Origin of the sequence: Vibrio pomeroyi, assembly GCF_024347595.1 — a bacterium.
Classification (GTDB): domain Bacteria; phylum Pseudomonadota; class Gammaproteobacteria; order Enterobacterales; family Vibrionaceae; genus Vibrio; species Vibrio pomeroyi.
Genome location: NZ_AP025507.1, coordinates 1,102,904 through 1,117,039, shown reverse-complemented (window position 1 = coordinate 1,117,039; position 14,136 = coordinate 1,102,904). Strand labels below are relative to the sequence as shown.

Sequence of the window (14,136 nt, the reverse complement as noted above, 5' to 3'; positions counted from 1 at the left end):
TCCAATAATCGGAAAATCGCCACCGAGCCTCACAGTAAACACTGCGCTAACTCGATGGCGATTAAATTTATGCAGGTGTAACTGTTTTCAAGTTTTCAGTTGTTAGTGTTTCAACATCTTCTTTGAATTCTTTAGCCACTGCTTGAAGCTTAGAGCTATCACTCATCATCTGTTGAGACAGTTGAGTTAGCGCTGCTAGCTGTTGGCTGTTGAATGCAGTTAGGCTGTTTACATCTTTGATTTCGCTTACTGCTTTCATTTGTGCAAGACCCATGTCCGTGTAAGTCTGCATCGCATTCATTTGCAGTTCCGTCATTGTTTGGACGTTCTTTGCAACCAACTTGTTGAACTTGAAGTACGGTTCAAATTGCTTTTCAGTTTGGTCAGTAATTGTTTTGAAAATATCCGTGTACATAAGTAACTCCTGATGAATACATAGTTTAGTAATACAAGTTTAGGTAATGTCTTTCTACGAAGGCTCACCAGTGAGATAAGCGACTTCGATAAATTGTTAAGCTGCCATAGGCAAGTCGGGCTTAGCCTTCAATACCTTTAAGCAAAACAGCGGTTCCCATTCCTCCACCCACACAGAGTGAAGCAACACCATAAGTTGTCTTTAGTTCGAGCATCTCATGGATAAGTGAAACAATGATTCGATTGCCTGAAGCTCCTAGAGGATGGCCTAGCGCGATCGCTCCACCATTCACATTGACCTTAGGTTTAAATGCTTCTAGAGGCAGGTCGTGCTGCTCAGAAAGCTGATACATCACACCAAGCGCTTGTGCTGCAAAGGCTTCATTCAGTTCGAATAAATCGATCTCTTCGAGCGTTAGTTCAGCTTTGTCGAGCGCTTTCGATACCGCTTCCACAGGACCTAAGCCCATAATTTTTGGGTCTAAGCCGGATTGTGCATAGCTGCTTAGTTCAACCAGTGGTGTTAGTCCGTATTTCGCGACTGCACTCTCTGATGCCAAGATAATTGCGCTCGCGCCGTCATTGATACCCGAAGCGTTGCCCGCCGTTACGGTTCCTTCACGGTCGAATGCCGGACGAAGCTTTTGTAGGCCTTCGAATGTTGCGTCAGATTTCGGATACTCATCAGTATCAAAAGTGACAGTCTGTCTGCGTTGCTTCACTTCAACGGGCACGATTTGCTCTGTGAATTTGCCAGCTTCTATAGCCGCGACCGCTTTCTGTTGGCTCTCTAACGCATAGTTATCTTGAGCAAGTCGTGAAATGTTCAATGCATTCGCGATGTTTTCAGCCGTCATGCCCATGTGGTAATTGTTAAACGCATCCGTTAAACCATCACCTACCAACAGATCTTTCATCGAAATGTCGCCCATCTTGTGTCCGTTACGAATACTTGGCGGAACCACAAAAGGGATTTGAGACATCACTTCAACACCAGCAGCAACCACCACTTCAGCGTCTTGCGCCTTAATGTGTGCCGCAGCGTCCATGACTGACTTCATGCCACTGCCACAAATCATGTTGACGCCGTACGCTGGCGTTTCTTCTGCAAGCCCTGCGTAGATTGAAGCTTGACGCGCTACGCCCATGCCTTGACCTGCAGAAATCACGTTCCCGACGATCACTTCATCAACCGCATCTAGCGGAAGGTCTGCAGCTTCTAGTGCACCTTTAATCGCGACCCCAGCTAATTCGCCTGCTGACACGTTCTTTAGCGAACCTGTAAACGCCCCAATAGGTGTGCGCTTTGCTGCAACAATAAATACTTTTTCCATCATTCCATTCCCTTGAAGTTCACCGATTAGTGCATGTACAAGCCGCCATTCACAGACAGAGTCTCGCCTGTAATGTACGCACCGGAATCACTCGCTAAAAAGCCCACTGCATCTGCAATCTCAACAGGTGTAGCCAAGCGCTTCATTGGGATTTGGTTCTTGATTGAATCAAGGACTTCAGGCTTCATTTGCTCAACCATAGGTGTTGCTGTGTAGCCAGGGGCAATCACGTTCACTGTTACGCCGCTACGAGCGCCTTCTGCAGCTAACGCTTTAGAGAAACCAATCATTCCCGCTTTAGCCGCCGAGTAATTAGTTTGCCCGAATTGACCTTTAAGAGCGTTCACTGAAGAAATATTGATGACTCGGCAGTTGCCCTTTTCGCACATAGGCGCAAACAGAGGCTGTGTTACATTGAAAAGACTGTTGAGGTTAGTCTCAATCACCTCTTTCCATGCTTCCGCGTCCATCTTTTTAAAGACGCTGTCACGCGTAATGCCTGCATTGTTTACCAACACATCAACCGTGCCTTCTTCTTCCAACAACTTGCTTAAGCTCAGTGCACATTCAGCGGTGTTAGTTACATCTAATTCAAACAGTCTCACTTGATCTTCAGTGAATTGTTTTTCATTAAACCAATCTAATGCACATTGATAATTCCCAGTAAAATAGGTCGCGATCACACGATATCCATCCGCGACTAATTTCGAAGATATTGCTGATCCGATACCGCCTTTTGACCCTGTAATTAAAGCAAGCTTTTTCATTAATGGTTCCATCCCTTACAAGCAATTAAATAACAATGGTGTTAATAAGATAATGTCTTATTTGATAATTAAACTTTACGTTTTGCTTTAATTAAACCCTACATCTCAAAATCAAAAAGTATTATTACAAATACAAAATATTTTGATGTTATGACTCAAAACTTGACTTGCATCTCAAAACCCATGAAATGTTATGAGCATGTAAATAGCGGTAACTCGCTGATATTATGTAGATTTATTTAATTTCAATTATATCACCAAGTCGATAAGCCATTGTTTACATTAAATAAAATAATGTCCTTTAACTTATTTCAAGAATAATGCAACATTGAAAAATTAAACAATTGACGGTGCAAATAATAATCAGACCATTATTTCTTATTAATAAATCTATCGAAGCTAACCTATATCGAGTTCAATATAATTCAATGCTTAAATTCATAGTAACTAACCGTTTGATTAGGATGATAAAAACAAATGGGCAATAAAAAGCCCACTCTCACAGAGAGTAGGCTTTCGGTCTAAATCAATAAATAGAAAGGTTAATCGCTATTAATACATCTAATATTAATAACGGAGTGGATCTTACTTAGTAAATATTTCATTTGTATTTACATCCAAATAAATTTTATTTTCAAGAGATAAACCACCGCAATAGATAAAATAGACATCTCGGTCACTGTACTTCACCGATTTAACCCAACCGCCTAATTCTTCGAAATCACTTGGGGCACATTCGCCTTCAGAGATCAGCTTCGCGACCGTATTACGAAACTTCTCTTGATGGATCTTAAGGTCATCGGATTTAACCAAGTAAGAATCCAATATCTCTTTATTTTCTTTCTCAGAAATAATCACTTCGTCGTTAGATAAGCCCGACATCGAAACCCATTCAGCAGTCTGTGGGCCCCCTTCTTTTAAGACGATGTAATCTGAGATGCGAGCCCATTCCCCCTGCTTCTCTAATACTTCGACTTTTTCACCTTTATAGAGATAATCGGTTATCAAGCCATCAACTTCTGGCTGCTCTACCACTTCTAGTTTTCTATCTTGAACGTAAAACTCAGTTTGTTCTGGCTCAGGTTTAAGTTCCATGATCGGTTCTAAGTCTACATCAGACTGTGGAACTACTTCTGTAACGGGCTCTTCAATTTTTTCTGGTGGTGTTGGGTCTTCTTTCATAACGAAGAAGTAATACGCAGCTCCTCCTCCACCTAGTACTAACAACACAAGTAAAGCGATCAGCGCTTTTTTCATCAAATCCACCAGCTCTTCCGTTTTAGGTATGGTTCAAGTGTACATCAACTCATGCTGTCACTCATCTATACTCTCTAATGAGAACAAGGTAAGTAGAGGAAAGTCATGCGTTTTTGGGTGAAGGTTATAATTGTGAGTGTACCTTTAAGTGCTAATCTCACGTTCGCAAGCCATTGTGATCGTGAAAACTGGCAAATACTGTTGGATCGCCAATTGGCATTTGAAGGGCGTTACAATCAATACACCAAAGAATTTAACCAAGTTCTCTCCACCTATAACTCCCAAATCCTACTCTCTAAACATTTCACCGAAACACAGATCATTGAGCTTTGGGCAAAGTACGAAGAAAGGTTTAATGTGCAGCTCAAAAGCCACATGAATACCGCTTATGATGTGTCTGAGGTTTTGCTCAAGCAGGCATACGTTGTATCTACAGAACTTGAGGGGGCTCAGTCGCTCACTCGTTCATGGCAGGCTGTCGCTAAGCACTGCACAAAGGCCAAGCTTCCACGCCAATCAGAAAGCGCACAGGTGCATGTGGCAAGCTCACAGTCACTTTCTCAAGATCTCCATACACTCAGCGAAAAATTCCGCCAGCTGTCATCAAAGTATCGTCAAGAAGCCACTATGATAGATGAAGCGCGCCACTCAAAGTCCACCCAAAACGATGTACCAGACTAAAATCCAAACCCGACTTTCACTGCTTTGCGACTGGATTTATTGTGATAACGAACTAGCGTTCTAACCAAAACACTCCCCTAAATCGTTAATCAAAGCTTTATCAATAAGTTGTGAAACTAATGTGCTAACTATCAACAATAAAGTTCAATTTCCAATCAATGCAAGCGAGTATGTGAGATATTCATCACAAAATAGATTTACAAACGCCAGAAAATTGTTATCATGAATCTTCATATAACTTAATAACAAGAAACATTTTGGCTAGGTAATATGCAAAAAACTATGGCTTTCAACTGCTTGAGTAACACGGAATGGACTGCAGAGATAAGAGGTAAACTTTTATCTGTAGCTAAACACATGGAAGAGTTCGGTTCAGTAAGTGAGCTAGAGCTATGTAAGATATTTGGAGAAACAATTTGGAATGATGGTGTGGATTACCATTCACATGCTTTTTCATTCAGAATTAATGCACAAACTGGGGATTGTTCAATCTCTCACTTTAAGTATCACTAAGTTTTGCACCTATCATATACGGAGTACCTTTCACGAGGTGCTCCGTTTTTTATTGCCGTGAGTTTGGCATCTTGTGAAAGATCTTTGGTCATCTTCGCATTGTTATCCAAAGATCAAACCATTTCGTTTTCAGCTCACTCTACTCGATAACACTCATCCTTTCCTTCTGCTTACTCGGTATAAACAGGAAGCGGCGCGTTCCCTTTCACTTGTCTTATCGCGAGATGAGTATGGATATCTTTAACATTAGAGAGACGTTGAAGCTTTCTGGTAAACGCTTCATAGGCCATTAGATTCGGACTGACGACTTCTAACAGATAATCATAAGCGCCAGACACTACATGGCAGCTGATCACCTCCTCCATCTCGACAATCGCGCCTTCGAACTTATCGATCGACACTTCTTGGTGATTGTTTAGGCTCACTTCGACAAACACACTCATCGCCACACCCACCTTTTCTCGAGATAAGCTCACGCGGTAACCATCGATAATACCTTTTTCTTCAAGCCTTTTGATACGTCTCGCGCAAGGTGACGGGGATAAGCCAACTTCATCGGCTAACTCAGCCGTGGTTAATCTACCATCCTTTTGCAGCAACTCGAGAAGATGTCTATCAATTCTGTCCATAGTGAAAGCCATTCATTAGTTAAATTCGTTAGCAATTGAAAGAATATTAGCAGGAATCATCAACGACAGGGTAAGTTAGAACGAAACTTGCCAACTTGAGGCATGAACTCTCCCTCATAATGAGTCATCATTCACTTTCATTGTTTATTATGAATCTTGGCTATCTATCAATTACCGTCACTCTGCTCATCTGGGCGAGCTTTTTCCTTTCTCTTAAAGGCGGTGCGAATTCAGCTTTAACGCCTGCAGACATCGCACTGACACGCTTCCTTATTCCTGCCTTGGTACTGTTACCTTTGGTGTGGAAAGCGCGTAGTGCCATTACAGCTGTACCTAACCGTTACTTAGCAGGCATGTTTGTCGGTAGTGGTCTGCCTTATCTGCTGGTTGCAGGCACGGCCATGCAGTTTGTCCCAGTTTCCCACGGCAGTGCTTTAGTGCCCGGCACGCTTCCTCTGTTTGTAACCGGGATTGCGGTGCTCTTTTTCAAACAACCACTTAGCCGCCACCGAATTGTTGGTCTCGCTTTGGTGTTACTTGGTATTGTGTTGTTCTTGGGGAGCAGTTTAAGTAGCTTCAATTTTGAATACACTAAAGGTCACTTACTGTTCCTGTGCGGTAGCTTGATGTGGGCAACCTTCACTATCTCCGCTCGTGTTGCCAACTTAGATGCTTTGGTCAGTGCTGGGTTCATTGCTCTCTGCTCTACTTTGTTATTAGTGCTTCTGATCCTGACAAGAACGCTACCTAGTCACTTAATGGATACCCCTATCGCTCAATGGCCTTTCACAGAGCTTGCCATTCATTCAATGGTCCAAGGTGTTGGAGCGGGTTTAATTGCCGCATTCACTTACCTATATGCAGTGAATACCTTAGGGGCTGAGCGTTCTGCTGCGTTTGGAAGCGCGACACCTGCTGTTGCGACACTATTGGCGATTCCACTGTTTAACGAAGTGCCAGATGCGATGACTTGGCTTGCCCTTGGTTCTATTTGTATTGGTAGCTTAGTCGCGAGCAATATCTTCATGAGAAACGACCAATCCATGCAATATCAGCCACCAAGTCATAGCAAAGCGTAGCACTTTTAATATTCACCATTTCCGCCAGTTTTCAGGTATGCAACATCCAGATAAGCTTATAAAGGTAGGCTTATCTAAAATCTGCTTTTTCTAAGCTCGCTTCTCCATTAAACTGTCCGACCTTTTTGCAGATTCAAGAGAACACCATGCAACGCGACTACACCTTAAATTGTTTAATCACCATGCCTCGCCATGAACTAGAAGAATTTAGTTTAAGAATGATCCATCGCCTTGTTCCTGAAGACGCAATGACAGAATTGTTCACGTTCGAACAAGAAGAAGTGACCAGCGAAGAACGCATGCAGTCGGCAAAATTCGATGCGATGCTACGAATGACGGCTATTGCACTTGGCGAAGTAAACCTAGCGTTTTCTGAGTCGGACAATTCACAACAGAACATTGAGCGTATGACTCGCCTACTGCTTTGGCACTTCTACTCAATCTCTTTCAACCTTGAAGAAGCTATTGCGATTGAAGTGCACTGCGAGAAAGTAGAGAAGATCTTAAAGAACGCACCTAAAGATGCATTCGGTTGGGTTAAAGAGTTAACGGAGTTGCTTCACTTCTACGCAAAAGTAAATGAAGGCAACGAAGAGAAGAAAGACGCGTAACCTCGCTTAATCTTTGGCTGGCTGCAATTCAAAAACAGTTCAGCGAATATCAAAGGCAGAAAGAACTATATCGAAGGCAAGTAAAAGCTTTGCTGAAATGAGTTCTCTGCCTTTGTTGTTTCTAGCACACTGTGATGCAACATCAGTATCGACTGAGCGATCTTGGTTCCTATTCCCAACGAACCATTCGGTGCTTCTTGCTCTACCTCATTGTGAATTACGACTCTCACTCGCTTCGAATCCGGTTCTAAATCAACACTCAGTGAAACTGCTGTGCCACTCGGGCTATGCCTCAACGCATTATCTAATAAGTTCAAAATCAACCTTTCAAGCAAGTCACTGTCACCAGCTGCTTTTACTCCATCAGGCATGTCCACCTTAAGTTCGACATCTTTGTGGCGGTACTGACTTTGAATCGTTTCTAAGCACTCGCTAAGCAACCCATTCAAATCTATCGATGCATATTGATAGGTAGGGACAGGATTGTCATGTTTGGCACTATCAAGTAATGAGTGAAGTTGTTCAGACAGTTTATTGCCATTGCGGTAAGCCACGTCTATTAATGGATCCGAGTGTGGATTTTGGATCTTCCACGTTTCTAAGTAACCCAACACACTCGACAATGGTGTTTTCAAATCATGGCTCAGTTGCAATAAACTTTGTCTACGATGCGAAGACTGATACTCAAGCTGCAAGAATTGCTGTTGAATGTGTTTCGCCATCAACTGATAAGAGCGAGCAATCGGCACTAATTCTGGTACTTGATGAATGAAGTTAGGGTCAAGGCGGAAATCTTGTTCTGCTTGCTGCTGTAGTTTGTTGGTGACGTCTTCGATAGGGTTCAACAGGCTACGTTTCACGAGCAGATACGCCCCAATCGCAAAACCTAAAATAGAGATAAGCATAAGCCCGGCTAGCGCCATATAAGGTGTATCGACTTGTGAATTGGCAATCACAGTATGGCGGTTACTGCCAATCAACACATACAGGTACCCCACGGTTGAACCCAACTCTTCAATCGCAGCAACGGAAAATACCTTACGAGATTCAGGATTGATCGGGTCTTCGCCTAGAATCGGATAAGGCTCGTCATTTAAGAATTGTTTAATGGGTGCTAAGTCTATCTTGTTTGCCAACACAGTGCCTTCTGGGGCAGCGTGTGTCGTGATATTTCCCTGACTGTCTAGAAAGTAGATGTCGAAATCGGGACCAATCAACATCAAGGTGTGAAATATGGACTTAAGGGCTTTGGGGTTGTAGTCAGTCCCAATCATTAGCGGGTTATCATCGCGCATGTGAACCGCGAGCTCTTTGTGTAAGCTCTGTTTGGTTCTCTGTTCTATGGTCTCTTTTTGCCAATGATAGGTATAGGCGATAACCACACTCACGAGCAGAAACCACAAACTGGTAAATAGCACTAAACGCGATTTGAAACTCATGTTCTCTCCTCAATGGCTCTTAAGCTTAGGACGCGACACATAGCCCTAAACTTTCGATTCGAACTTATAGCCCACACCCCAAACGGTTTTGATGAAGTCATCGTCGCTATTCGGCATGGCCAACTTTGTTCTCAATCGGTTAACCGTGCTACACACCGTGTGGTGATACCCAGAATGGTCGGTATTCCAAACGTGGTTGAGCAGTTCGTCTTTGCTATAGACGCGCCCCGGTCGGGTGGCTAAAAAGTGAAGTAACGTAAACTCGGTTGCTGTCAGTGGGACATCTTGATTATTCAATGAAACCTGATGACGCTCAGGTTGGATGGTAAGCCCGCCAAAACTCATTACGAGTTCGGTTGATTGCGGATCTTTCACTGTTGCTTCAGAGTGACTTAAGCGGCGCAGTACGTTCCTTACTCGAGCTTGAAACTCAAGAACGCTGAAAGGCTTGGTGATGTAATCATCAACCCCAGCTTCTAAGCCAGACACCTTATCGAGCTCAGTATCTCTTGCAGTGAGCATTAGCACAGGCGTCCAGTCTTCTTGCTGACGTAACAATCGACAGAAATCGAGACCATCGCCATCAGGCAAGCCTCGATCAAGCACGATCAAATCAAACTGGCTTCCCTGATATAGCGCTTGAGCCTTTTCAATTGAGTTGGTTCTTACAACATCATGCCCTTGGAACTTAAGGTGCATCTGCACCAGCTCAGCCAAGTCATCATCGTCTTCAACCAACAATATGTTTGCCATCAAATTTACCGCAGCACTGTTCATTATCCCTGCTCTATTCGGAGTCTGCCCACCTTTCAATTGACCGGAACAGAGCAGGAATTCTTTCATCGTGTGTTCAACCAGTTACTCTGTGCGAGTAATCGTGATTCGCGCACCGGGATTAAGGAATCGATGATTGCCACTTAATGCGGAGGTCGCAAGACCATCATCTTGACTGATGACTCCAGAGTGGAAGCTGACGACATCGGTATCGTTTCTATCACTGTTAAAGCCCTCCCCACCGCCAGCAGGCCCTGGGATGGTTGCAGCAAGCTCGTCGTTGAGTTCCGTTCCTGAGTCCCACACGTTCATATTCATCGTGAACGTGTCACCCACCGCTAACGATTGGAGCGATAAACCAGATTCACCAACAAACGCATCATTGGTGTTCACCAACATTGAAGCAACAGAGATATACCCTTCTTGGTTTGGGTCGACACGAATAGACACCGTGTCTTGTTCTCCGGAAAGAATCAGCCCATTTCCTGAGATGCCTTGATAAACATTAGCGTCGCTGTTGCTGAGTGCGATGAGTTCAGCATTACTACCACCTTCAGCTAAGTATTCAAGGTCAACGGAAGCACTTTGGCCGATCTCAAACAGCTCAAAACTGGTGTTGTGCGTCAGCACTGCAAGTGGCGACATGGGTTGGTTGGGAGTGAGGTTAGTAACGCTCACATCGTAACGGTAGTAATCATCGTCATCATCAGGACAACCGGCTAACACGGCGACAGAAGCAGCGATAAATAAAATTCTAGCTTTCATACATCCCCCTTACTTAACGACGATCGTGATGGTTGCCACAGGGTTTAACCAGCGATGGCTACTGCTGTCAAGGTCACTAATTCCACCCGCAGCATCACTATCACCAATGTTGCCCGGATGAATATGAACCTTAGCGTTAGACACGGCAGTCTCTACACCTGTACCACCAGCACCAAAGGTAATAAAGGGAGGATTTGGCATGCTAGCAGCCAACTCATCATTGGCTTCAGTCCCTGCATCATAACCATTCAGTGTGGCTTTATAGGTACCTGCTTGAGTTGGGATCTTCCAACTGTCTAATCCAACAAAACCATCATTGGTTGGCAACAACATCGCGCCGAGCGACAAGTAAGCCAGATCTCCAGTATCAATATCGAATGTGGTCGCGACACCTGGGTCAAGAATACCGCTAGCAGGGTTTTCAACGACGACACCACCGGCATTGGCGATGACACCAGATAAGCCCGAGATATCTCCACCTTCCGCCATGGATTCCAACTCAGCAGAAGCTGCCTCCCCCGTTCTAAACATGAACAAGCTTGAATCATGAGCCGCTGCCAAGATTGGCGTAAAGTAGATTCCTTTCGTCGCATTAGTCACTGTCACCTCAAGCTGCGCTGCCTGAGCTTGAGCAGTCCCAAAAGCGAACATCGCTGAGCCGATCATTAAGCTGATTTGAGTACGTTTATTCATTTTGATTCCATCCTTTATCGAGTCCTTTCGTGACCGGTGAATCAATAACATCGAAATACGTGTTATCTAGTCAGCCACGAACTGTGGTGTTGTTGACTCTAAGAATGGCGATCAAATCTATCAGCAACTTCATTGAATTCTCATAAAAGTCTCACAAGTTTATCCAAACTTATTACAGCCCAGATAAGTAGCCATAGAGCGCTGATATTTAAGTTAAATTAGTCGATTCACACAACAAGAGGGAAACGTTAAAAATAGAATAACAAAGGAATAAAACGCAAAAAGGCCGAATCGATATACCGATTCGGCCTCTGTTTTTGTGTATTGTTGCTCGTTCTAAAAGCCGTATAGGCCTCTTAGAAAAGCTAACAGTACAACATCAATTTAGAACGCGTAGTTTGCGTCAATAAGCTCGCTTACTTCAACTTTCGTTACTTCAGCACGCGCTTCAAGCCACTGTGCAACTTGCAGTTGTTCTGCTTCAGTTACTGAACGGTAACGCTCGATAGAACATAAGAAACCTTCAAACAGCTCTAGGCCACCGCCACCAAAGCATAGGCCGATGCTGTCGATGAAATCGATGAACTCGTCAATGAACACATCGTATTGGTCAAAATCAGCAATCGATGTCTTGCAGCTTACTTCAAAACCCAGAATCGCGAATTCACCTAGGTATAGCTTTTTGCGTAGGCGACGATTTTTGTTTTCGATTTTATCTAATTTCATAACTGTCTCTCTTTTCATTTGATTAAGCATTTATACACAGTTCTAACCCAATCCCCAAGTGTTTTGTCTTGCATGAGAAGTGTTATGGCAAAAATCGTGCTACAGAAACAAAAGCTTAATAAAAACTATAAAAATCTGTCACTTAACTGCTTCACGATTGGTCACACATTTACCCAACTTATTAACCAATTAGTTAGTACACGGGTAAGTCATAAATAACGAATAATAAAGTCAGCCAATAGGAAGCAGTCGCGATGAGCAAGGAAACATTTGATAGTACTCGTTTTAACAAGAGTAAAAACAAACCCTTCGAAGAAGTTCTAGATGCAAACCTTTCAAGAAGAAACGTATTAAAAGGCGGTTTAGGCATCAGTGCAATGACCGCTTTTGGCGCGTTTGGTTTAGCGGGTCACAGCACAGCTAACGCCGCAACAATGCAAGCAACAGGCGTACAGAAAAGCACCGCAACGCTAGCATTTGAATCGGTTAAAGGCTCATTGACTGACAGTGTTGTCGTACCGAAAGGCTACACAGCACAAGTTCTCGTTCCTTGGGGTACGCCACTTAACAAGCAAGGTAATGCTTGGTTAAAAGACGGTACAAACAACGCACAAGACCAAGCTAATGCACTGGGAATGCACCACGATGGCATGCACTTCTTCCCGCTTGATGGCAACAGCAATGATGGTTTGTTGGTGATCAACCACGAATACATTGACCAAAAAGCCCTGCACGCTAATGGCCCGACATACAATGAAGGCGCCCGTCCTAACATTGATGAAGTACGCAAAGAGATCAATGCGCACGGCGTGAGTGTGGTTCGCGTTAAGCTTGAAGGCAACCAATGGGTAATGGTCGACAACGATCCGCTTAACCGCCGCTACACAGGCGCGACCGTAATGGATCTTTCTGGCCCTGTCGCTCACAGTGAGTTTACCAAAACCAAATTCTCACAAGACGGCAGCCAAGCTCGTGGCACATTGAATAACTGTGGCAACGGCTACACTCCTTGGGGCACTTACCTAACTTGTGAAGAGAACTGGCCAGGTTACTTCGTCAATAAAGGGACAACGACACAAGCTCAAGAACGTATCGGCATCGCTACTGACAAAACACGCTACGGTTGGGACACGCTTTCTGGTGACAAACAAGAACGCTTGGATGAGTTTGCACGCTTTGACGTAACACCAACCGCTGATTCTCCAATGGACGATTACCGTAACGAAGCACACGGTCACGGCTACATTGTCGAGATCGACCCATACACAGCAAACTCTCGCGCGAAGAAACGATCTGCTCTAGGTTGTTTCCGTCATGAAGGTTGTACATTTGGTAAGTTAACTGAAGGCGAGCCGATCGTATTCTACTCTGGCCACGATTCTCGTTTCGAATACCTGTACAAATTTGTTTCTGAAGCAAATTGGGACCCGCGTGACGCTGAGCCAAGCAACCGACTAGGTGCGGGCGACAAGTACATGGACAAAGGCACGCTTTACGTTGCTAAATTCAACGACGATGGTTCGGGTGCATGGTTACCGCTAACACTAAGCAGCAAAACCACCAACGGTGGCAAGCTAGGTGATACGTTTGACTCTCAAGCGGCACTTATCGTTAATACCGCAGGCGCAGCCGACCTTGTAGGCGCAACCCCTATGGATCGCCCCGAATGGTGCTCTGTTGACCCAATGACAGGGACGGCTTACCTAACGCTAACGAACAACGATAAGCGCAAAGAAGCGAATTCAGCGAACCCTCGTGTAAACAACAAGTTTGGTCATGTTATCCGTTGGGATGAAGGCAAATCGGCAGGCGAATTCGATTGGGATATCTTTGTATTCGGCTCTCCAGCAGTGGAAGACAAGTCTATCAACCGTTCAGGTCTAACAGACATGAACCAGTTCGCGAGCCCTGACGGCTTAGCGTTTGATGCTCGTGGCATCCTGTGGATTCAAACTGATAACGGCGCAGACGAAGTAACGGGCTACACCAATGACCAAATGCTGGCTGTTGTTCCATCTCAATTAACGGATGACAAAGGCAACAGCGCGGTAATTGATGCTAACAACCAAGCACAACTTAAGCGCTTCTTTGTGGGTCCAAACGGTTGTGAAGTGACTGGCTTTACCATCAGTCCAGACTTCAAATCACTATTTGTGAACATTCAACACCCTGCAAACTGGCCATCATCAGACGATGCAACGGCTCAAACTCAAGGAAATGTTCGCCCAAGAGCATCTACCGTTGTGATTCGCCGTGAAGACGGTGGTGAAATCGCGGTTTAATAAGCAAATCTAGCTAAGGTCAGCATTCTTACTGTTATCTAGTTTCTGTTCGCTAGCTAAGTAAAATCAAAAAGAGCGATAAGGCCAAATGCCCTATCGCTCTTTTTCTATTCTATCAATCTTCGGTTAAAACAAGAGTCCTAGCCCTCGAGCTCATCGTCATCCTCGAGAA

Annotated in this window: 15 protein-coding genes; 5 read left to right on the top strand and 10 right to left on the bottom strand. The window is 44.3% G+C overall.

Annotated elements, in window-relative coordinates; translation table 11 throughout:
• Positions 1-67: 67 nt before the first annotated feature.
• From OCV12_RS21060 to OCV12_RS21045, 4 genes are all read right to left on the bottom strand, one after another.
• On the bottom strand, positions 68-415 hold the full coding sequence (locus OCV12_RS21060; RefSeq protein ID WP_132764780.1) for a phasin family protein: 348 nt from the start codon (positions 413-415) through the stop codon (positions 68-70).
• A 121-nt stretch (positions 416-536) separates the two neighbouring features.
• The gene (locus OCV12_RS21055; protein ID WP_261887117.1) at positions 537-1,748 is read right to left on the bottom strand and encodes an acetyl-CoA C-acetyltransferase; all 1,212 of its coding nucleotides are present in this window, start codon (positions 1,746-1,748) and stop codon (positions 537-539) included.
• A 26-nt stretch (positions 1,749-1,774) separates the two neighbouring features.
• The gene (locus OCV12_RS21050; RefSeq protein ID WP_239846429.1) at positions 1,775-2,515 is read right to left on the bottom strand and encodes an SDR family oxidoreductase; all 741 of its coding nucleotides are present in this window, start codon (positions 2,513-2,515) and stop codon (positions 1,775-1,777) included.
• 585 nt (positions 2,516-3,100) lie between these two features.
• Positions 3,101-3,781 (bottom strand): SH3 domain-containing protein, encoded by a 681-nt coding sequence (locus OCV12_RS21045; protein WP_261886030.1) that lies wholly within the window; start codon positions 3,779-3,781, stop codon positions 3,101-3,103.
• A gap of 96 nt (positions 3,782-3,877) precedes the next feature.
• Between OCV12_RS21045 and OCV12_RS21040 the strand changes: the two genes are divergently transcribed.
• Together OCV12_RS21040 and OCV12_RS21035 are read left to right on the top strand one after the other, a co-directional pair.
• The gene (locus OCV12_RS21040; protein WP_261886029.1) at positions 3,878-4,453 is read left to right on the top strand and encodes a hypothetical protein; all 576 of its coding nucleotides are present in this window, start codon (positions 3,878-3,880) and stop codon (positions 4,451-4,453) included.
• Positions 4,454-4,723: 270 nt separating this feature from the next.
• Positions 4,724-4,966 (top strand): hypothetical protein, encoded by a 243-nt coding sequence (locus OCV12_RS21035; protein ID WP_146490726.1) that lies wholly within the window; start codon positions 4,724-4,726, stop codon positions 4,964-4,966.
• Positions 4,967-5,136: 170 nt separating this feature from the next.
• Here OCV12_RS21035 and OCV12_RS21030 read toward each other — a convergent pair whose 3' ends face one another.
• Positions 5,137-5,595 (bottom strand): Lrp/AsnC family transcriptional regulator, encoded by a 459-nt coding sequence (locus OCV12_RS21030; RefSeq protein WP_132969305.1) that lies wholly within the window; start codon positions 5,593-5,595, stop codon positions 5,137-5,139.
• Positions 5,596-5,744: 149 nt separating this feature from the next.
• On the opposite strand from OCV12_RS21030, the gene OCV12_RS21025 reads away from it, so the two are divergent.
• Positions 5,745-6,674, top strand: coding sequence for a DMT family transporter (locus OCV12_RS21025; protein ID WP_261886028.1), 930 nt, complete (start codon positions 5,745-5,747; stop codon positions 6,672-6,674).
• Positions 6,675-6,820: 146 nt separating this feature from the next.
• A complete protein-coding gene (locus OCV12_RS21020) occupies positions 6,821-7,285 on the top strand; it encodes a hypothetical protein (protein ID WP_008219313.1) in 465 nt (154 codons plus the stop codon).
• A 65-nt stretch (positions 7,286-7,350) separates the two neighbouring features.
• Here the strand turns inward: OCV12_RS21020 and OCV12_RS21015 are convergent, their stop codons facing one another.
• The 5 genes from OCV12_RS21015 to OCV12_RS20995 all read right to left on the bottom strand — a co-directional run bounded on the left by OCV12_RS21015 (position 7,351) and on the right by OCV12_RS20995 (position 11,682).
• The gene (locus OCV12_RS21015) at positions 7,351-8,724 is read right to left on the bottom strand and encodes a sensor histidine kinase (RefSeq protein ID WP_261886027.1); all 1,374 of its coding nucleotides are present in this window, start codon (positions 8,722-8,724) and stop codon (positions 7,351-7,353) included.
• A 45-nt stretch (positions 8,725-8,769) separates the two neighbouring features.
• Positions 8,770-9,501: a response regulator transcription factor gene (locus OCV12_RS21010; protein ID WP_261886026.1), complete on the bottom strand. Its 732-nt coding sequence runs from the start codon at positions 9,499-9,501 to the stop codon at positions 8,770-8,772.
• Between the two features lie 81 nt (positions 9,502-9,582).
• Entirely contained in the window at positions 9,583-10,263 is a 681-nt protein-coding gene (locus tag OCV12_RS21005; protein ID WP_261886025.1) for a spondin domain-containing protein, read from the bottom strand.
• 9 nt (positions 10,264-10,272) lie between these two features.
• Positions 10,273-10,956, bottom strand: a complete 684-nt coding sequence (locus tag OCV12_RS21000; RefSeq protein WP_261886024.1) for a spondin domain-containing protein — start codon at positions 10,954-10,956, stop codon at positions 10,273-10,275.
• A 384-nt stretch (positions 10,957-11,340) separates the two neighbouring features.
• Positions 11,341-11,682 carry a YggL 50S ribosome-binding family protein gene (locus OCV12_RS20995; RefSeq protein ID WP_008219317.1) on the bottom strand — a complete coding sequence of 114 codons (342 nt, stop codon included), beginning with the start codon at positions 11,680-11,682 and terminating at the stop codon, positions 11,341-11,343.
• A gap of 254 nt (positions 11,683-11,936) precedes the next feature.
• Between OCV12_RS20995 and OCV12_RS20990 the strand changes: the two genes are divergently transcribed.
• A complete protein-coding gene (locus tag OCV12_RS20990; RefSeq protein WP_261886023.1) occupies positions 11,937-13,964 on the top strand; it encodes a PhoX family protein in 2,028 nt (675 codons plus the stop codon).
• Positions 13,965-14,136 lie beyond the last annotated feature (172 nt).

Excerpts from the sequence above, each read along its gene's own strand:
- OCV12_RS21060 (WP_132764780.1), bottom strand. The coding sequence starts at position 415 with ATGTACACGGATATTTTCAAAACAATTACTGACCAAACTGAAAAGCAA.
- OCV12_RS21055 (WP_261887117.1), bottom strand. The coding sequence starts at position 1,748 with ATGGAAAAAGTATTTATTGTTGCAGCAAAGCGCACACCTATTGGGGCG.
- OCV12_RS21050 (WP_239846429.1), bottom strand. The coding sequence starts at position 2,515 with ATGAAAAAGCTTGCTTTAATTACAGGGTCAAAAGGCGGTATCGGATCA.
- OCV12_RS21040 (WP_261886029.1), top strand. The coding sequence starts at position 3,878 with ATGCGTTTTTGGGTGAAGGTTATAATTGTGAGTGTACCTTTAAGTGCT.
- OCV12_RS21035 (WP_146490726.1), top strand. The coding sequence starts at position 4,724 with ATGCAAAAAACTATGGCTTTCAACTGCTTGAGTAACACGGAATGGACT.
- OCV12_RS21030 (WP_132969305.1), bottom strand. The coding sequence starts at position 5,595 with ATGGACAGAATTGATAGACATCTTCTCGAGTTGCTGCAAAAGGATGGT.
- OCV12_RS21025 (WP_261886028.1), top strand. The coding sequence starts at position 5,745 with ATGAATCTTGGCTATCTATCAATTACCGTCACTCTGCTCATCTGGGCG.
- OCV12_RS21020 (WP_008219313.1), top strand. The coding sequence starts at position 6,821 with ATGCAACGCGACTACACCTTAAATTGTTTAATCACCATGCCTCGCCAT.
- OCV12_RS21015 (WP_261886027.1), bottom strand. The coding sequence starts at position 8,724 with ATGAGTTTCAAATCGCGTTTAGTGCTATTTACCAGTTTGTGGTTTCTG.
- OCV12_RS21010 (WP_261886026.1), bottom strand. The coding sequence starts at position 9,501 with ATGAACAGTGCTGCGGTAAATTTGATGGCAAACATATTGTTGGTTGAA.
- OCV12_RS21005 (WP_261886025.1), bottom strand. The coding sequence starts at position 10,263 with ATGAAAGCTAGAATTTTATTTATCGCTGCTTCTGTCGCCGTGTTAGCC.
- OCV12_RS21000 (WP_261886024.1), bottom strand. The coding sequence starts at position 10,956 with ATGAATAAACGTACTCAAATCAGCTTAATGATCGGCTCAGCGATGTTC.
- OCV12_RS20995 (WP_008219317.1), bottom strand. The coding sequence starts at position 11,682 with ATGAAATTAGATAAAATCGAAAACAAAAATCGTCGCCTACGCAAAAAG.
- OCV12_RS20990 (WP_261886023.1), top strand. The coding sequence starts at position 11,937 with ATGAGCAAGGAAACATTTGATAGTACTCGTTTTAACAAGAGTAAAAAC.